Source organism: Streptomyces sp. NPDC048278 (assembly GCF_040652195.1).
Classification (GTDB): domain Bacteria; phylum Actinomycetota; class Actinomycetes; order Streptomycetales; family Streptomycetaceae; genus Streptomyces.
The window spans coordinates 268,292-285,588 of the sequence record NZ_JBEZLP010000010.1; the positions used below are offsets into that span (position 1 = coordinate 268,292).

18 protein-coding genes are annotated in these 17,297 nt (G+C 70.5%); 6 read left to right on the top strand and 12 right to left on the bottom strand.

Features of this window, described 5'->3' with window-relative positions:
- Positions 1 to 48 precede the first annotated feature (48 nt).
- Positions 49 to 669 carry a TetR/AcrR family transcriptional regulator gene (locus AB0D74_RS19980; RefSeq protein WP_362588201.1) on the bottom strand — a complete coding sequence of 207 codons (621 nt, stop codon included), beginning with the start codon at positions 667 to 669 and terminating at the stop codon, positions 49 to 51.
- A 165-nt stretch (positions 670 to 834) separates the two neighbouring features.
- Here AB0D74_RS19980 and AB0D74_RS19985 point away from each other — a divergent pair, with 165 nt between their 5' ends.
- Positions 835 to 3,039, top strand: a complete 2,205-nt coding sequence (locus tag AB0D74_RS19985; RefSeq protein WP_362588204.1) for a 2Fe-2S iron-sulfur cluster-binding protein — start codon at positions 835 to 837, stop codon at positions 3,037 to 3,039.
- Between the two features lie 42 nt (positions 3,040 to 3,081).
- Here AB0D74_RS19985 and AB0D74_RS19990 read toward each other — a convergent pair whose 3' ends face one another.
- From AB0D74_RS19990 to AB0D74_RS20010, 5 genes are read right to left on the bottom strand one after another with little or no spacing between them, the layout of a single operon-like run.
- A complete protein-coding gene (locus AB0D74_RS19990) occupies positions 3,082 to 3,747 on the bottom strand; it encodes an NAD(P)H-binding protein (protein ID WP_362588207.1) in 666 nt (221 codons plus the stop codon).
- A gap of 58 nt (positions 3,748 to 3,805) precedes the next feature.
- On the bottom strand, positions 3,806 to 4,921 hold the full coding sequence (locus AB0D74_RS19995; RefSeq protein ID WP_362588210.1) for a hypothetical protein: 1,116 nt from the start codon (positions 4,919 to 4,921) through the stop codon (positions 3,806 to 3,808).
- Positions 4,922 to 4,949: 28 nt separating this feature from the next.
- The gene (locus AB0D74_RS20000) at positions 4,950 to 5,459 is read right to left on the bottom strand and encodes a carboxymuconolactone decarboxylase family protein (protein WP_362588213.1); all 510 of its coding nucleotides are present in this window, start codon (positions 5,457 to 5,459) and stop codon (positions 4,950 to 4,952) included.
- A 23-nt stretch (positions 5,460 to 5,482) separates the two neighbouring features.
- Positions 5,483 to 6,001, bottom strand: coding sequence for a VOC family protein (locus AB0D74_RS20005; RefSeq protein WP_362588216.1), 519 nt, complete (start codon positions 5,999 to 6,001; stop codon positions 5,483 to 5,485).
- A gap of 53 nt (positions 6,002 to 6,054) precedes the next feature.
- Positions 6,055 to 7,047, bottom strand: a complete 993-nt coding sequence (locus AB0D74_RS20010) for a zinc-binding dehydrogenase (protein ID WP_362588219.1) — start codon at positions 7,045 to 7,047, stop codon at positions 6,055 to 6,057.
- Positions 7,048 to 7,155: 108 nt separating this feature from the next.
- Here AB0D74_RS20010 and AB0D74_RS20015 point away from each other — a divergent pair, with 108 nt between their 5' ends.
- From AB0D74_RS20015 to AB0D74_RS20025, 3 genes are all read left to right on the top strand, one after another.
- Positions 7,156 to 7,851 (top strand): TetR/AcrR family transcriptional regulator C-terminal domain-containing protein, encoded by a 696-nt coding sequence (locus AB0D74_RS20015; RefSeq protein WP_362588222.1) that lies wholly within the window; start codon positions 7,156 to 7,158, stop codon positions 7,849 to 7,851.
- Between the two features lie 284 nt (positions 7,852 to 8,135).
- The gene (locus AB0D74_RS20020; protein WP_362588225.1) at positions 8,136 to 8,795 is read left to right on the top strand and encodes a TetR/AcrR family transcriptional regulator C-terminal domain-containing protein; all 660 of its coding nucleotides are present in this window, start codon (positions 8,136 to 8,138) and stop codon (positions 8,793 to 8,795) included.
- Between the two features lie 138 nt (positions 8,796 to 8,933).
- A complete protein-coding gene (locus tag AB0D74_RS20025) occupies positions 8,934 to 9,719 on the top strand; it encodes an MBL fold metallo-hydrolase (RefSeq protein ID WP_362588228.1) in 786 nt (261 codons plus the stop codon).
- A gap of 48 nt (positions 9,720 to 9,767) precedes the next feature.
- On the opposite strand, the gene AB0D74_RS20030 is transcribed toward AB0D74_RS20025, so the two are convergent.
- Genes AB0D74_RS20030 through AB0D74_RS20050 form a run of 5 tightly spaced genes read right to left on the bottom strand, consistent with a single transcriptional unit; the run spans position 9,768 to position 14,413 of the window.
- A complete protein-coding gene (locus tag AB0D74_RS20030) occupies positions 9,768 to 10,412 on the bottom strand; it encodes a CoA transferase subunit B (RefSeq protein WP_362588231.1) in 645 nt (214 codons plus the stop codon).
- Complete coding sequence (locus AB0D74_RS20035; RefSeq protein WP_362588234.1) at positions 10,409 to 11,164, bottom strand: CoA transferase subunit A; 756 nt, start codon at positions 11,162 to 11,164, stop codon at positions 10,409 to 10,411. The genes AB0D74_RS20030 and AB0D74_RS20035 overlap by 4 nt, the downstream gene beginning before the upstream one ends.
- Positions 11,164 to 12,360: a fumarylacetoacetase gene (gene fahA / locus AB0D74_RS20040; protein ID WP_362588237.1), complete on the bottom strand. Its 1,197-nt coding sequence runs from the start codon at positions 12,358 to 12,360 to the stop codon at positions 11,164 to 11,166. The genes AB0D74_RS20035 and fahA overlap by 1 nt, the downstream gene beginning before the upstream one ends.
- Positions 12,357 to 13,235, bottom strand: a complete 879-nt coding sequence (locus AB0D74_RS20045) for a hypothetical protein (RefSeq protein WP_362588240.1) — start codon at positions 13,233 to 13,235, stop codon at positions 12,357 to 12,359. The genes fahA and AB0D74_RS20045 overlap by 4 nt, the downstream gene beginning before the upstream one ends.
- Positions 13,232 to 14,413: a homogentisate 1,2-dioxygenase gene (locus AB0D74_RS20050; RefSeq protein WP_362588243.1), complete on the bottom strand. Its 1,182-nt coding sequence runs from the start codon at positions 14,411 to 14,413 to the stop codon at positions 13,232 to 13,234. Before AB0D74_RS20050 ends, AB0D74_RS20045 begins: the two co-directional genes overlap by 4 nt.
- A 246-nt stretch (positions 14,414 to 14,659) precedes the next feature.
- On the opposite strand from AB0D74_RS20050, the gene AB0D74_RS20055 reads away from it, so the two are divergent.
- On the top strand, positions 14,660 to 15,331 hold the full coding sequence (locus AB0D74_RS20055; protein ID WP_362588246.1) for a helix-turn-helix domain-containing protein: 672 nt from the start codon (positions 14,660 to 14,662) through the stop codon (positions 15,329 to 15,331).
- Between the two features lie 24 nt (positions 15,332 to 15,355).
- On the opposite strand, the gene AB0D74_RS20060 is transcribed toward AB0D74_RS20055, so the two are convergent.
- On the bottom strand, positions 15,356 to 15,871 hold the full coding sequence (locus AB0D74_RS20060) for an Lrp/AsnC family transcriptional regulator (RefSeq protein WP_362588249.1): 516 nt from the start codon (positions 15,869 to 15,871) through the stop codon (positions 15,356 to 15,358).
- Positions 15,872 to 16,036: 165 nt separating this feature from the next.
- On the opposite strand from AB0D74_RS20060, the gene hppD reads away from it, so the two are divergent.
- Positions 16,037 to 17,242: a 4-hydroxyphenylpyruvate dioxygenase gene (gene hppD, locus AB0D74_RS20065; protein ID WP_362588252.1), complete on the top strand. Its 1,206-nt coding sequence runs from the start codon at positions 16,037 to 16,039 to the stop codon at positions 17,240 to 17,242.
- Positions 17,243 to 17,297 lie beyond the last annotated feature (55 nt).

The following is a 17,297-nucleotide window of genomic DNA, read 5'->3' on the forward strand; positions in this document are numbered from 1 at the left end:
AAAGCCGTGGTACCTGGCGTCGAAACGGCGTGTGACCGGTGCGAGCAGCTACCCACCGCCGCGCAGATAGCGCGTGACCATGTCGACGAGCTCGTTCTCGAAGGTCTCGACCGGGATGGTCCGCGGATCGGCCATGAGCTTGTGCGTGTTCGTCTCCACGGTGAACACGATGAGTTCGGCGGCGGTGCCGAGATCGCCTACGCGGACGTCCGGGTGCCGGGCGAGGAGGTCGCGTACCTGGGCGACGCGCGCCCGCCCGTGCCGCTCGATCGTGTCGAGCAGATCCTGGGAGAGCCGCGCCTCCTCGATCATGATCCGCAACAACTGGGGATCGTCACGGTGGTTGTCGATCGCGTCCCGGACCAGGGCCCGAACCGTGGTCTCCAGGCTCCCGGGGGACAGGTCGAGCCGGTCCGCCTGGGTCCAGGTACCGCGGTCGATGTGCCGCACCATCAGCTCGGCCAGGATCGCGTCCTTGTTCGGAAAGTACTGGTACAGCGAGCCGATGGAGATACGGGCCTGTTCGGCGATGCGGTTGGTGGTGCCTGCGGCGTAGCCGTACTCGGCGAAAACGTGAGCAGCGGCGGTGAGGATCCGCTCCCGGGTGAGCTCGGCACGCACCTGGCGGGGCCTGCGACGTGGTTGAAGGTGGCGGTCGGCCGACGGCATCCGGAGTCCTTCCCGACGCATGAAATGCGAGTAGCCAAGGAGTTGAGTTATTGCTCACAATACTGCCATGACCTGCGGAAACAAGGTCATGGAAGGTCATGCAGGGTCATGCATGGTGGCGGAATCAAGGGCGATCACCGCGTTCGCCGACTGGAGGGGACCCCTGTGCAGGAAGCGGACCGAGCGAGCATCCCGCGTCGGCTGACCGCCGCGGACGAGATCGAGACGGCCATCGGCCGCCCCGCGCCCATGATCATGCGCAAGCAGATCAGCGCCCTCGACGAAGGCTGCCGTACCGTCCTCGCCCGGTGCCCGATCGCGGCCTTCGGGTACCGGAACGCCGACGGCACCAGCAGGACGACCTTCGTCGGCGGCACACCCGGGTTCGCGCGGGTCCACTCGCCCACGCGGATCTCGTTCTCCTGGCACGGGCCCGGCGCCCCGCACGGCCCGGTCTCGTTCTTCTTCCTGCTGCCGGGCATCGGCGAGATCCTGCGCGTCAACGGCACGGTGGCGACGAACAAGGGCACGCGCACGACGGTCGAGATCCAGGAAGCGTACGTCCATTGCGCGCAGGCCGTTCTCCGGTCCCGGCTGTGGCAGTCGCCCGCCCTGGCGGGGACGGTGGCCGGGACCACGACTGCGGACGGCCCGCTGGGGCGGCCCGGCGTCGCCGAGTTCCTGGCGGCGGCGCCGTTCCTCGCGCTGTCCACGTGGGACGCGTCCGGCGGGAGCGACACGAGTCCGCGCGGGGACCGGCAGGCGGCGGCGCGGATCCTGGACGGCCGCACGCTCGTCGTCCCCGACCGCCAGGGCAACAAACGCGCCGACACGCTCCACAACCTGCTGCGGGACGACCGGCTCTCGTTCGCCGCGCTGGTGCCGGGGCGCGCCGGTGTGCTGCACGTCCGGGGCAGGGGCACGATCACCGACGATCCCGCGCTGCTGGAGACCATGGCACTGCGCGGGATGCCCCCGCAGCTGGCGCTGCTCGTCGACGTCGAGCACGCCGAGGTGACCGGCAACGAGGCCGTGGCCCGCGCCCGGCTCTGGACCCCCGGCGCCCACCTCGACCGCGCCACCGTGCCGGACCTCCTGGCGCTCGGAGGCGCGCACCTCGCCGCCAACTCGGCGGAATCCGGGGGTGGTTCGACCGCTTTCCTGGTGCGGGCGGTCGGCGCGATCCCGGGGGTGACCCGGCTGCTCCGGCTGGCGATGAACCGCGCCTACCGGTCCGGACTCGGCAAGGAGGGCTACGAGGACATCGAGCCCGGTGCCGGCGCGGGCGATCCCGGCCGGGGTCGGCGCGCGCGCCGGGGCCGACGCCCTGCCCCCGTCGCCGGCATGGAGCACCACGGTCTGCGCCAGGTGCGCATCGCCGAGGTGCGCCGGGAGACACCGAGCGCCGTGACGCTCGTACTGGAAGACGCCGACGCAGGACAGGGGGCGTTCGACTTCCGGCCCGGCCAGTTCTTCACCCTCGTCGCCGACATCGACGGCCGTTCCGTGCGCCGGGCCTACTCCGCCTCCTCCGTGCCCGGCGGCCCCCGCTTGGAGGTCACCGTCAAGCATGTCGAGGGCGGCCGGTTCTCCACGCACGCACACCGCGCCCTGCGCGCCGGGGACCGCCTCGCGGTGCGCGGCCCGTCGGGGTCCTTCCACGCCGGACCGCAACCCCCGGACGAGCTCGTGCTGGTCGCGGCGGGCAGCGGGGTGACCCCCCTGATGAGCATGATCCGCACCCGGCTCGCCGTCCCGTCGGACCGCGACCGGATCGCACTGCTCTACAGCAGCCGCAGCGAGGCCGAGATCATCTTCGGCGGCGAGCTGACCCGCCTGGCCGAGGACCACCACGGGCGGCTGTCGGTCACCCACGTCCTGACCCGCCGGGACGGACGCCTCGACGCGGACGGTGTACGCCGCTGGGTCACCGGCCTGTCCGCGGCCCCGGACGCCCACTACTACGTCTGCGGCCCCGACCCGCTGACCGACGCCGTCCGCACCGCCCTCGCCGGACTCGACGTCCCGGACGAACAGGTGCACCACGAGCGCTACACCAGCGGCGCGGACACCGGTACCCCCGTGACCGCGCCGCAGGAGATGGCCGTCGAGGAGGACGGGCACCCCGTCGGCACGGCGGTGGTCGAACCCGGACGGACCCTGCTCGACGCGGGACTCGCCGCCGGGCTCCCGCTGCCGTACTCCTGCACGGTCGGCACCTGCGGCGAGTGCGTGGTGCGGCTCCGCGGCGGCGAGGTCACCCAGGACGAGCCCAACTGCCTCACCCCACAGCAGAAGTCCGACGGGTACGTGCTGACGTGCGTGAGCCGTCCTCTGTCGAAGGTCACCCTCGACATCACTGACCCCTGACCGCCGGCCGTTCGCCCGCGTCCCGACGGTCACGCCCTCTCCTCAACCGCCGTGCAGCGGCTGCCACCCGCTCGCGGTCGTGACGAGCAGCCGCTGCTCGGAAGGATCGTTGGTCGTCACGATGTCGACCAGCGCGGTCGCCACGTTCGCGAACGGCAGCGTGGGCAGGCCGGGGACCTTGGCGACCTGGTCGAGGCGCTTGACGGCGGCCGAAGGGGCCGCCGGGGCGTCCTTGAGGTTGACCGGGTAGACGGTCGTCCAGTTCAGGCCGGTCGAGGGGAGGATCTCCTCGGCGATTTCCTTGTCCTTGAAGATGGGGGCGACGACGGTGCGGTAGACGAGCCGGGCCAGGAACGACCCCTTCCGCGCCGTGTCGCCGACACCGAACGCGGAGACCAGCACGAACCGCTGGATGCCGGCGTTGCGGGTCGCGCGGGTGATGACCGGCAGGGTGCGCTGCATCAGGTCGATCGGCTTCTTCGCGCGCAGGGGCACGCCGAGGCACGAGACCACGGCATCCGCTCCGACGAAGGCCTTCGACAGGGCGGCTTCGTCGTCCAGCGATCCCTGGACGACCGTCAGCCCGGCCCGTGGGGCGAGGGCATCGGCGCGGCGGACGTAGGCGACGACTTCGTGGCCGGCGGAAAGGGCCTGGTCGAGGAAGCGGGAGCCGATGTTTCCGGTGGCGCCCAGGACGGCGATCTTCATTTCTGTCTCCTGACGGTGATGGGCCGGCGGCCACCCTGTGAGCCTCGCCGCCGGCCTGTCAGCGGCTCGTACTGGCGTGAGTGATCGCCTTGTGCGTGAAGGTGGGGGTGGTTCCCGGGTTGGCCCAGGAGGCGGTCAGTTCGCTGGAGGGGAAGAACTGGAGGAAGCGGGGGTCGGCCTGGGCGCGGTCGACCAGGGTCTTCTCGATGATCAGCGAGTTGTACTGCTCGGCCGTGGTCTCGATGGTGTTGGCGTTGAGGACCACCTCCTGGCCCCAGGTGCGGGACCAGCGGGCGATGCCCGGCATGCGGGAGTGCTCGGGGGTGAGGCACTCGGCGGCGATGACGTTCTCGCTGGACGCCCAGATGCCGGTGGAGGTGTTGAGGACCAGGGTCTGGTTCCCGAGGACGTGCCCCGGGGTCTCCACCACGGCCACGCCCGGCCCGAGGATCAGCGAGCCGTCGATGGCGAGGAAGGCGTCCGGCCGTACGTCCTGGTAGGTCCCCGGCTGGTACCAGGGCTGCTGGAGCGGGTGCAGCTGGGACATGGCGAGCAACTCGTGACGCTGCACGATGACCTTGGCGTTGGGGAAGGCGGGGACGACGGTGGCGCCGCCCAGGTCGGACTGCGGCCTTGTCGTGCCCACCCAGCGGCGCAGGTCCTGGGTGTGCAGGTGGTCGAAGAGCAGGTAGTCGACGTCCGCCGGACTGATCCCGAGCTGGTCCAAGTGACTCAGGACCGCGCCGTGTTCGGTGGTGAGCAGCGACTGCAACGGCTTGGGGGTGCGGCGGAGCAGAGCGGCGAAGTACGGCGTGTTCTGGCCGAGTTCGTGGTCGCTGGGTTCGAACAGCAGCACCCGCTTGCGTCCGTCGCTCTCCGTCCACCGCACGACGAGCATGCGGTTGGTGATGCTGACGAACGGCGCGATCGCCCGACTGGCCCGGAACAGGCCGAACCTGGTGGGGTAGGGGAGCGTGATCAGGTCGCAGGTGGCGATGGTGTCCGGGGTGCCGGTCGCGGCGAACTCGGACCGGAACACCGCGGCCTGGCTGCGGGCCCAGGCGAGCTTGGCGCCGTATCCGCCGGGGACTTCGTGCAGGCCGTCGAAGGCGGGGACACGGGTGCCGAGGGTGGGCATGTCGAGGACGTCGGAGTCCTGCCAGGCGAGCTTCATGGGTCCTCCCGGGACTCGGTGCAGGGCGTCAGTAGGGGGCCTTCTCGCCCTCGGTCGTCACGTCGAACGTGTTGAGGAAGTTGCAGACCAGCTGGTAGAAGCCGACCGTGAGGACCAGGTCGGTGAGCTGGCCCACGGTGAGGAACCCCAGTGCCTCGGCGCGGTCGGCCTCGGTGAGGGTGTGCCGGGCGAGCAGCCGGTCGGTGAGGGAGAGGACCGCGACCTGCTCCGCCGTCAGGTCCTCGGCGGAGCCGGACCTCGCGGCGGCGATGCCGGCCTCGTCGAGGCCGAGGAGACGGCCGATGTTCTCGTGGTGGTGGATCTCGTACGGCGCCCGGTAGGTGTGTCCGACCCGGAGGATGGCGAGTTCGCGCAGGGGGTGCGGAAGGGCGCTCTGGAAGATCGCGTCGGCCATCTGAAGGAAGGCGGGGGCCAGGGCGGGCGAGTGGAACGCCATCCGGTAGACGTTGACGGCGGACCGCTCGGCCGCGAGCTTCTGCAACTCGGCGGGCAGGGCGGTCAGGTCGGGGTAGTCCATGGTTCGTCCTTCGCAGGGTCGGGTCAGCCGACCTTGTTGATGGGGTTGGTGCCGTCCCACTGGGCTGCCATCTCCCGCAGCGCGGCGAAGAGTTCGCCCTTGGTGCCGCCGATGTCGGAGATCTCGATGACCGTGCCCGGGTGCGTCTCGGTGTCCAGGTAGGCGAATCGGCCGCCCTGGATCGCGCCCTCCTGGGCGACGGTGTAGCCGAGGGACAGGGCCCGGTCGTAGAGCTCCTGGTAGTCCGTGGTCCAGTAGGCGACGTGCTGGGCGCCTTCGTGCCCGGCGTCCAGGAAGTCCTTGTAGAGGGACGGTTCGTCGTCGAGCGGCTGGATCAACTCGATCTGGACGTCACCGGAGTTGGCGAGCGCGGCGGCCATCCTCATGCCGGACTCCACACCCCGGTACCTGAACCAGTCCGTCTGCACCGGGTCCTGGTAGAACCAGGGGCCCACGCCCTGGGCCACCCAGAACTCCATGGCGGAGTGCAGGTCACGGACGACGTATCCGATCTGCGCGATCTGCCCGAAAACACGGCTCATGCTGCGGCTCACTTCTCTCTGGGAGGGCCGGGGGAGGGAACCCCCGGGTCGGATCAGGACTCCGGCAGTTCCAGAACGATCTTTCCGACGGCCTTGTCGGAACGCATGCGGTCGGCCGCCGCCCTGGCGTCGTCGAAGGCGAAAACGCTGTCGACGACGGCGCGGATCCGGCCCTCCGCCACGGCGGGAACGACGTCGGTCATGAGGGCGGTGCAGACGTCGGCCAGTTCGTCGGGGGTGCGCACGCTGAACGTCGTACCGATGACGTGCAGGCGGCGGAACGACAGCTGGTTGAGGTCGATGGTCGACTCGGCACCGGCGAGCCGGCCGACGTTGACGACGGTGCCGCCGATCCGCGTGGCCAGGAAGGTGTCCGCGAAGAGGCGCCCGCCCACGTGATCGAGGGTGAGGTCGGCTCCCGCACCGTCGTTGGCGGCTGCCACGGCCTCGGCGAGGTTCTCCGACGCCGTGTTGACGACCACGTCCGCGCCGATCGCCCTCAGTGTCCCGGCCTTGCCGTCCGAGGTGGTGGTCGCGATGACCCTGGACGCGCCGAGAGCCTTGGCCAGTTGTACGGCGATGAGGCCGACGGACGAGGTGGCGCCCACGACGAGCACGCTGTCCTTGAGACCGAACCCGCCCTGGGTGAGGGCGTCGTGCTCGGTCGCCAGGGCCACGGGCAGGGCCGCCGCGTCCGTCCAGGACAGGGACGGCGGCACCGCGATCACATGGCGGTGGTCGGCCAGCGCGTACGGGGCGAAGGCGCCGAGCGTGACACCCATGACCCGGTCGCCCACGGCCGGGTACGGGACGTCGGGGCCGATCGCGTCGACCTCGCCGGCGAATTCGAGGCCGGCGGTGAACAGGTCGCTGGTCTTCGCCCGGGGGGTGTAGGTGCCCTGGAGCATGTACAGGTCGGCCCGGTTCACGGCGGCTGCCCGTACCCGGACCCGGATCTGCCCCGGCCCCGGCTCGGGGACGGCGACGTCGCGGGCTTCCCATTCGGGGCCGGCGCCGCCCATGAGTGCGCGCATGGTGCTGGTCATGAGTGTTCTCCGATGATTAATACTTACACCGTATGTTCATTGTTTCATCAAGCTAGACTTACGCAATAAGTGATGTCAAGGCTCGATTGCGGGAGAGGGAGCGGTGCGATGAAGGTCCAGGGCAGTGGCCGGGGCAGGCGGCTCGGCCTGACCCGGGAGAAGGTGGTCGACGCCGCGCTGGAGATGATCGACAGGGACGGTCCCGACTCCTTCTCCCTGCGAAAACTCGCCGGTGGGCTGGGAGTCGAGGCGATGTCGCTCTACAACCACGTACCGAACAAGGACGCCCTGCTGGACGGCGTCGCCGAGGTGCTGCTGGGCGGTGTCGACTTCTCCGGGGCCGGCCTCGGCACCTGGCAGGAGCGGGCCCGCGCCCATGCCGCCGCCTTCCGCGCCGCCGCCCTGCGCCACCCCAAGGCGTTCACGCTGGTCCTGACCCGGCCCACCCAGTCACCCGCGGCCCTGGAGAGCATCCGCTGCGCCTTGGCGGGGTTCCCCGAACTGGGCCTCTCCCCTCGGGAACTCGTCCATGTGGTGCGGAGCTTCGCCGGATACACCGTCGGCATGATCATGAGGGAGCTCGGTTCGGCCATCACCTTGGGCGCGGTCGAACCCGACCAGGTCAGGCGGCGCGTCGACGAGATCGCGGCCGTGGGCGACCCCGTGCTGACGGCTGCCGCGCCCTACCTGGCCGTCAGCGACCACGAGGCCGAGTTCCGGCACGGTGTCGAACTGCTCATCGCCGGACTGGCGGCACGCGTGGGCGTGCCCTACGGCGGAGGGCCGCAGGCGATGCACCGGTGACCCGCACCGGCGGCCTGCTCCAGGCCCTTTCGACCGCCCTGGCCGGCATTCTGGGCCCGCGGGCGAGGCCGGCGAGTTCACGGCCCGCATCCTCGTCCAGGGCGTCGCCGTCGCTCTCCGGTGCGCCGATCCGGATGCCCGCGCGATGCTTCTCGCCCGAACTCGGGCGGCGATCCTTGCCGGCGCCGTCACCGGGACCGTCGCCGGCGCGGCCGTACCGCTTGAGGCGCATTGGATAGGTTGAAGCCTGCTGCCAGGCACTACGGCTGACCGGAGGAGAGGCGATGGCACAGCGGATGACCCGCCGTGGGCCACTGACCAGGGCGGAGATCGTGCGCCAGGCCCTCGTCGTGGCCGAGACGGAGGGCATGGAGAAGCTGTCGCTCCACAAGATCGCGGCGGCGGTCGGCGTGCGCACCATGTCGCTGTACAACCACGTCGACGACAAGACCGACGTGCTCGACGCCATGGCGGACCTGATCCTGAGCGGGATCAGGATCCCCGAGGTCGACGAGATGCCGTGGGAGGACGGACTCCGTGCTCTGGCCAGGTCCTTCCGTGCCGCAGCCCTGGAGTACCCCCGTTCCGCGTCCCTGGTGCTGACCAGGCGTCTCAACGCTCCCGCGGCCATGCCGGTCGTGGAGGCCGCACTGCTGGTGCTGAACCGTGCGGGACTGGAGGGCGCTGCCGCCGTCCACGTGCTGCGCGCCTTCATCGCCTTCCTGATCGGGACGCTCTCCCGGGAGGTGGGTTTCGCGCCGACCTACGCCGGTGCCATCCCGGCGGTGACGGCCATGCGGGAGCAGGAACTCGTCGACAGCGGACTGCCGGCGGTCGCCGCGGCGGCTGCGGACCTGGCGGTCTGCGACCACGAGGCGGAGATGGAGTTCGGCCTGGAGATGCTCCTCGACGCGATCCGCCACCGCGTCGGGGAACAGTCCTGACCTTCGGGCACTCCCGCGTCCTGGGTCACCTTGACATTACTTATGTCGTAAGTCAGCCTTGGCGACTGTAGACATACGACGTAAGTATCGTCTCGTGGTGCTGACCGACGCACCCCTCGACACCAAGGACACCCCCCCGTGAAAGTCCACCACCTCAACTGCGGGACGATGCGGCCTCCCGGAGCCCCCCTCGTCTGCCATGTCCTCCTGATCGAGACGCCCGGGAGTCTGGTGCTCGTCGACTCCGGCTACGGCCTCGACGACATCGCCGACCCGAAGCGGCGCGTCGGACCCGCCCGGCACTTCGTCCGGCCGGTCCTCGACGCCGAGGAGACGGCCGCCCGCCAGGTCGAGAGGCTGGGCTTCCGCCGCGAGGACGTCCGGCACATCGTCCTCACCCACTTCGACGCGGACCACATCGGAGGTCTGTCCGACTTCCCCTGGGCCGAGGTCCACCTCACCGCGGACGAGGCGCTCGGCGCCGTCCACGCCCCCTCCTGGCGGGAGCGCATCCGCTATCGGAGCCCCCAATGGGAGCACCGTCCCAAGCTTGTCGAGCACCGGCCCCACGGCGAGCAGTGGCGCGGGTTCGCCGCCGCCCGCGAACTCGACGCGATCGCCCCTGGCATCGTCCTGGTCGCGCTGCCCGGCCACACCCGCGGCCACGCCGCCGTCGCGGTCGACGCCGGCCACCGCTGGCTGCTGCACGCCGGTGACGCCTTCTACCACCACGGCACGCTCGACGGGCACTCCCGCGTCCCCGGTTCCCTGCGGGGCATGGAGGCGCTCATCGCGTACGACGGCAGGAAGGTGCGCGCCAACCACGACCGCCTCGCCGAACTGCACCGACGCTCCGACCCCGACCTCCTCGTCGTCAACGCCCACGACCCGCTACTGCTGGAGACGGCGCGCGCCACGGCATAGCGGAGGCCGGGAGCCTTGCTCGTACCCCGTGAAGTTGCGTCAGGCAGGTCAGGTCGCGACAGGAGTGCCCGTCTTCTCGCGCAACCCGTCGAGGGAGACACCGGGCGCCAGTTCGACAAGCCGGCACCCGTCGGCCGAGACGTCGAGCACGGCCAGGTCGGTGATGATCCGCTGCACCACTCCCTGCCCGGTGAGCGGCAGCGTGCACCTGTCGACGATCTTGTGGGAGCCGTCCTTGGCGACGTGCTCCATGAGGACGATGACGCGCTTGGCGCCGTGGACCAGGTCCATCGCGCCGCCCATGCCCTTGACCATCTTCCCGGGCACCATCCAGTTGGCCAGGTCACCCGTGCCGGAGACCTGCATGCCCCCGAGCACGGCGGTGTCGATGTGGCCGCCGCGGATCATGCCGAAGCTCTGCGCGGAGTCGAAGAACGACGCACCCGGGCCGACCGTGACGGTCTCCTTGCCCGCGTTGATCAGGTCGGCGTCGACCTCGTCGTCGGTCGGGTAGGGGCCCGTTCCGAGGATGCCGTTCTCGCTGTGGAGCGTGACCCGGACGCCCTCCGCGAGGAAGTTGGGGATCAGGGTCGGCAGGCCGATGCCGAGGTTGACGTACTCGCCGTCCCGGAGTTCCCGCGCGGCACGCGCCGCCATCTGTGACCGGGACCAGCCGGTCCGCTGCTCGCTCATGCCACGCTCTCCCGGACGGTGCGCTTCTCGATGTGCTTGGACTGCGGGCCGGTGTGGACGATCCGCTGGACGTAGATGCCGGGCAGATGCACCCGGGCGGGGTCGATCTCACCGGGCTCGACGAGTTCCTCGACCTGCGCGACGCAGATCCGCCCCGCCATCGCCGCAAGGGGGTTGAAGTTCAGCGTCGCCTTGTTGAAGACGAGGTTCCCGTCCGTGTCGCCGAGCCGGGCATGCACGAGGGCGAAGTCGGCGACGATGCCCTCCTCCAGGACGTACCGGCGGCCACGGAACTCGCGGACCTCCTTGGGCGGTGAGGCGACCAGGACGTTTCCCGTCCGGTCGTACCTCCACGGCAGGCCGCCCTCGGCGACCGGCGTGCCCACGCCCGCCGGGGTGTAGAACTCGGGGATGCCGGAGCCGCCCGCCCGCAGCCGCTCGGCGAGCGTGCCCTGCGGGGTGAGCTCCACCTCCAGCTCACCGGAGAGGTACTGGCGGGCGAACTCCTTGTTCTCCCCGACATAGGACGCCGTGACCCGGCGGATCCGGCCGAGGCCGAGCAGGATGCCGAGCCCGACCCCGTCCACCCCGCAGTTGTTGGAGAACACCTCCAGGTCGTCGGCGCCCTGCTCGGCCAGCGCCGCGATCAGGCGGTCCGGGATCCCGGAGAGCCCGAACCCGCCGACAGCCAGCGAGCTGCCCGAGGCGATGTCGGCAACCGCCTCGGCGGCCGAGGCCACCGTCTTGCTCATCACGCCTCCCGACGCTTGCTGCTGACGATCCGGCCGCGGGCCTCGCCGAAGCCGATCCGGATTCCGTCCGCGCCCGGGGCGGTGGCGGTGAGGACGATCTCGTCCCCGTCCTCCAGGAACGTGCGCTGGTGACCGTTGACCGTGACGGGCTCCTTGCCGCCCCAGGTCAGTTCGATGAAGGCGCCGCGCTGCTCCTTCTCCGGTCCCGAGACGGTGCCGGAGGCGAACAGGTCACCGGTGCGGGAGGGAGCGCCGTTCACGGTCTGGTGGGCCAGCATCTGGGCGGGGGACCAGTACATCGCGGCGTACGGCGGTCGGGAGACGACCTGACCGTTCCATTCGACCGCGAGGTCGACGTCCAGGCCCCACGGCCGGGCCATCCGCAGGTACGGAAGGACAGGCGGCTCCTGGGGCGGGACCGGGACCCGGGCGGCGTCCAGGGCGAGCAGCGGAACCACCCACGGCGAGATCGTGGAGGCGAAGGACTTGCCCAGGTTGGGGCCGAGCGGGACGTACTCCCAGGCCTGGATGTCGCGCGCGGACCAGTCGTTGAAGAGCACCACCCCGAAGATGTGCCGCTCCGCGTCCTCCGCGCCGATGGACTCGCCCATCGCGTTGCCGGTTCCGACGACGAAGCCGAGCTCGGCCTCGATGTCGAGCCGGGTCGAGGGACCGAAGACCGGCGCCGGGTCGTCGGGGCCCTTGCGCTGCCCCGAGGGCCGGACGATGTCGGTGCCCGAGACGACGACGGAGCCCGCCCGCCCGTGGTAACCGACCGGCAGGTGCTTCCAGTTCGGCATCAGCGGCTCGGGATTGCCGGGCCGGAACAGCCGGCCCAGGTTGGCGGCGTGATGCTCGGAGGCGTAGAAGTCCACGTAGTCGGCGACCTCGAACGGCAGGTGCAGCGTCACCGCGCCCAGGTCGTGGACCGCCGCCGCGGGAACCGGGCCCCGGAGCCGTTCGGCGATCGCGGTACGGACCTCGACCCAGCGGGTGTGGTCCTGGGCCATGAAGGCGTTCAGGCTGGGCCGGTCGAAGACGTCGTCGTCCAGCAGCATGGCCAGGTCGATGACGTGGTCGCCGTAACGGATCGCCACGCGCGGCAGCTGACCGGGTGCCGAGTAGACGCCGTAGGGCAGATTGGCCAGGCCGAACAGGGAGTCGGCCGGGACGGTCAACTGGATGGTGCTGGTCATGCGGACACCTCGGTCAGATCGGCGACGGCCGCGGCGGGCAGCAGCCCCAACGCGGCCGACTCGGCGGCGGGTTCGGCGACGGAACAGGTGCCGAAGGAGCGGAACAGGTCACGGACGCGGGGCGACAGGGCACGCACCCGTTCGGCGACCCGCTTGCCGTCGCGGTCGGCCAACAGCCGCACCAGTTCCGCCTCTTCGGCGCCCAGTAGCGCCGCGTCGACGGCGACCAGCAGGTTGAGGAAGCCGTGCTGCTCGAAACCGGTCTCGGGATCGGTGTTGCGCAGCGCGTGATGCAGCCCCGCGGTCGCCTTGAACGCGACCCCGGCCCGCGCCGCCGCCAGGACGGTCGCCGCGAGTTCGCGCTCGTCCGGGTAGAGCTCGGGGCGTACGCCTCCGGTGCGGAACTTGGCCAGGTAGGGGGTCCCGGCGAGCTCGGCGAGCAGCGCGTCGCGCCGGCCGTCGCGCGGTACCTCCACGTACACGGTGACGGAGTTGTTCTCGCCGAGCGCCTCGGCCACGGCCGGTGCGACCTCCTCGGCGGCGGCCCGGTCCGGGACGGTGACCTCCAGCGCGACCAGCCGTACGGCCGGGATCCGGTCCGCCGCGGCGACCGCGTCGGAGACGCCCGGCAGTGGCACGGTCACCGAGAGGTCGAAGGACTCCTCGGCGAGACCGCCGGTCAGCTCGGCGAGCCGGTCGAGGTCCTTGGCGGCGAGGACGAACGGCCCGACCAGCCCGGCGTGCGCGCTGCGGGTGTGCGCCACGTGGGCCGGGACCGCCTCCTCGATCGGCAGGCTGCCGGGCGGGAAGACCGCCGCGTCGTCGAACAACCCGGCGAGCAGCGGAGGAATCCCCGGCGTCGGGGGGAGGCTCATCGCTTCCGCTCCCAGGAGTAGACGTACGTTCCGTCGTCCGTCGCACGCGCGGCCTCGCCGAGCTGCAGGGGCCGGAAGGTGTCCACCATGACCGCGAGTTCGTCGAAGAACTCCGCCCCGATCGACCGTTCCGTCGCACCGGGCTGGGGACCGTGCGGATGACCGCCCGGGTGCAGCGAGATCGAGCCCTGCCCGATCCCGGAGCCCTTGCGTGCCTCGTAGTCCCCGCCGCAGTAGAACATCACCTCGTCGGAGTCGACGTTGGAGTGGTAGTACGGCACCGGCACGGCCAGCGGGTGGTAGTCCACCTTGCGCGGGACGAAGTTGCAGACCACGAAGTTGTGGCCCTCGAAGACCTGGTGGGCCGGCGGCGGCTGGTGGACCCGGCCCGTGACCGGCTCGAAGTCACGGATGTTGAACGCGTACGGGTAGAGGCAGCCGTCCCAGCCGACCACGTCGAAGGGGTGGTTCGGCAAGGTGTGGACGGTGCCCGCGACGCCGCCCGGCCCCCGGTGCTTGATGTACACGTCGACGTTCTCCCCCTCGACGGTCCTCGGCCCGTCGGGGAGACGGAAGTCGCGCTCGCAGTAGGGGGCGTGTTCCAGGAGCTGGCCGTGCTGGGAGAGATAGCGCCGCACCGGCCCGATGTGCGAGTTCGCCTCGATCACGTAGACGCGTACGACACCGTCGGGCACGATCCGGTACGTGGTCGCCCGCGGGACGATCACGTAGTCGCCGTCGGCGGCCTCCAGGTCGCCGAAGACCGACTCGACCCGGGCTCGCCCGGCCTCGACGTACAGGCACTCGTCGCCGATCGCGTTGCGGTAGTACGGGCTCACCGTGTCGGCCACGACGTACGTCAGCCGCACGTCGTCGTTGCCCAGCAGCAGCCGGCGCCCGGTCACCGCGTCGACGCCGGACTCGCCCTCCGCGAACAGCTTGTGCGTGGAGAGGTGGCGGGGGAGGAGGGGGTGGTTGGGCACCAGCGACTGGTCGCCGAGGTCCCAGACACGGAACTCCCGCACCGCAGACGGTATGTGCCGGTGGTAGAGCAGCGAGGAGTCCGAGGAGAAGCCCTCTTCGCCCATCAGCTCCTCGTAGTAGAGGTTCCCGTCCGGGTCACGGTGCTGCGTGTGACGTTTCGGCGGGACCGCGCCCGCCCGGTGGTAGTACGGCAAGTCTCTCTCCTCGTGGCTCGGAGTCGCGGTGCCATGCAACGGAAATGTGCGCTGAGCGCACATTTTTGTGCGATGGAAGCGACAATCCGAAATTAGGTCCCGGTGGCGGCCCCGTCAAGGTCGCGCTCCGCCCCTGCGCGTCCGTGATCATGTGCGGTCGGGTGCCCGTGCCCTAACGTGGCGCCAGAAGAAGATGTGTCGGTTTTCGCGGGTGCCGAGTGCGGTCCCGGGATCAAGGAGGTGTCGATGGCCACCCTGCAAGGTCTGGATCGCGGGCTTCGGGCTCTGGACGTGATCTCGCTGACGGCCGACGGCCTGACGGTGGCAGACCTCGCAGCCCAGCTCGGGATCGACCGGTCCATCGCCTACCGGATCGTGGAGACGCTGGAGGAGCACGCCCTGGTCTCCCGGCAGGGCAAGCGGGTGCGGCTCGGTGCCGGTGCCGCCACGCTGGCGGGGCGGTTCCAGGGGCAGCTGGTGTCGGCGGCCCAGCCGGTGCTGCAGGAGCTTGCCGACGTCACGGGTGCCGCCGCGTTTCTGACGGTGGCCCATGGCGCGCGGGAGTGCGTCCCGGTGGCAGGGGCGGAGCCGGTCGTCCAGCACGGCCCGGTCCGGGTGGGGTACCGCATCGGTGTGCGGCATCCGCTGGAGAGGGGGGCGAACGGCGTCGCCATCCTTGCGTTGCAGCCGCCCGCGCCCGATGAGTCCGAAGAGATCGCGCTCGCCCGGGAGCTGGGCTACAGCATCACCTCGGGACAGCTCCAGCAGGGTGCCACCGGGGTGGCGGCGGGGTTCGAGGTGCCGGGCACGGCGGGCGCCTCGGTCGGTGTGGTCGCCATGCACGAGTTCGACGGCGAGCGGGTGGCGGCACAGGTGAGGGAGGCGGCCTCGCGGCTGGCACTGCTCAGCAGGTCCTGACGGCGCCGGACGTCGACGCCCGTGTCACCGGGGGTCGTTGTAGGCGGGAGAGCGCCGGGGCGCCTGGTGCTGACGGGATTCCAGCAGCGGCAGAACTCTGGGGGCCACGACCACCGACAGCACGATCACGCTCGTGGAACGGGCCACCGTGGGGGAGCGGTTCAGGGCGAGCAGGGTTTCCTGAAGGTCCTGGTGGGACGAGGCCGCCAGCTTGCACAGCACGTCGGAGGCGCCCGTCGTCGCGTACGCCTCCAGCACGGTGGGCAGGGCGGTGAGTTCGGCGGCGACATCGTCGAGCGCACCCTGGGCGATCTCCAGGGTCACGAACGCCTGGACCGGGAACCCCGCCGCGCCCACGTCCACTTCGGGTCCGAACCCGACGACGACGCCCGTGCGTTCCATCCGGTCGAGCCGCGCCTGGACGGTTCCGCGGGCGACCCCCAGGGTCCGCGACAGTTCGAGTACACCGGCGCGCGGGTTGCCCCGCAGCAGGCGGAGCAGGTCGATGTCCAGCGAGTCCAGCGGCTGCCCTTCGGTCACGACGATCACCCTCTCCCAGCTAGGCATATTGCACAGGTAATGCCGCCGTCCGGCGGACAAAGTGAGCAGCTTGAACAGCTCAGAAGGTGACTGTTGTGCAGGTCAGCAGGGCCGGTGTCTCCTGAGCGCCACGCGTTGGAAGCAGGACACCCAGGAGGACGACGCATGAGCATGGAACAGACCCTCACGAGCCAGGAACGGCTGGCGGAACTCGACCTTCAGCAGCTCAAGCAGCTGGTCGGGCTCGTGGAGTACGACGCGCAGGGCGACCCCTTCCCGGTGACCGGCTGGGACGCGGTGGTCTGGGCGGTGGGCAACGCGACGCAGGCCGCGCTGTTCTTCCAGGTGGTCTTCGGGATGGAGCTGGTCGCCTACTCCGGTCCGGAGACCGGGAACCGTGACCACCACGCGTATGTCCTCCGCTCCGGTGCGATCCGGTTCGTGATCAAGGGCGGTGTCGCCCCGGACAGCCCGCTGCTCGACCACCACCACCGCCACGGTGACGGCGTGATCGACATCGCGCTCGAAGTGCCCGATGTCGACAGGTGCATCGCCCACGCCCGCGCGCAGGGCGCGACCGTGCTGGACGAACCGCACGACGTCACCGACGAACACGGCACCGTCCGGACCGCCGCCATCGCCACCTACGGCGACACCCGCCACACCCTGGTGGACCGCTCCCGCTACACCGGCCCCTACCTGCCCGGATACGCGGCCCGGACCTCGGGATACAGCAAGCCCGACGATGCGCCCAAACGCCTCTTCCAGGCCCTCGACCACGTCGTGGGCAACGTGGAACTCGGGCACATGGACGAGTGGGTCGACTTCTACAACCGCGTCATGGGCTTCACCAACATGGCCGAGTTCATCGGCGACGACATCGCCACCGAGTACTCGGCGCTGATGAGCAAGGTCGTCGCCAGCGGCAACCACCGGGTGAAGTTCCCGCTCAACGAGCCGGCGGTCGGTAAGAAGCGTTCGCAGATCGACGAGTACCTCGACTTCTACCGGGGCCCGGGCGCCCAGCACCTCGCCCTCGCCACCAACGACATCCTCCAGACCGTCGACGTGCTGCGGGCCAGGGGCGTCGAGTTCCTCGACACACCCGAGAGCTACTACACCGACCCGGAACTGCGCGCCCGGATCGGCCATGTCCGCGTGCCCATCGAGGAACTGGCCTCGCGCGGCATCCTCGTCGACCGCGACGAGGACGGTTACCTGCTGCAGATCTTCACCAAGCCGATCGGCGACCGGCCCACGGTGTTCTTCGAGTTCATCGAGCGCCATGGCTCCCTGGGCTTCGGCAAGGGCAACTTCCAGGCCCTGTTCGAGGCGATCGAGCGCGAGCAGGCCAGGCGCGGCAACTTCTAGGGCTGTACGACTCCGGTGCCCCGGTGTACGAACCCGAGGTTCGTACACCGGGGCA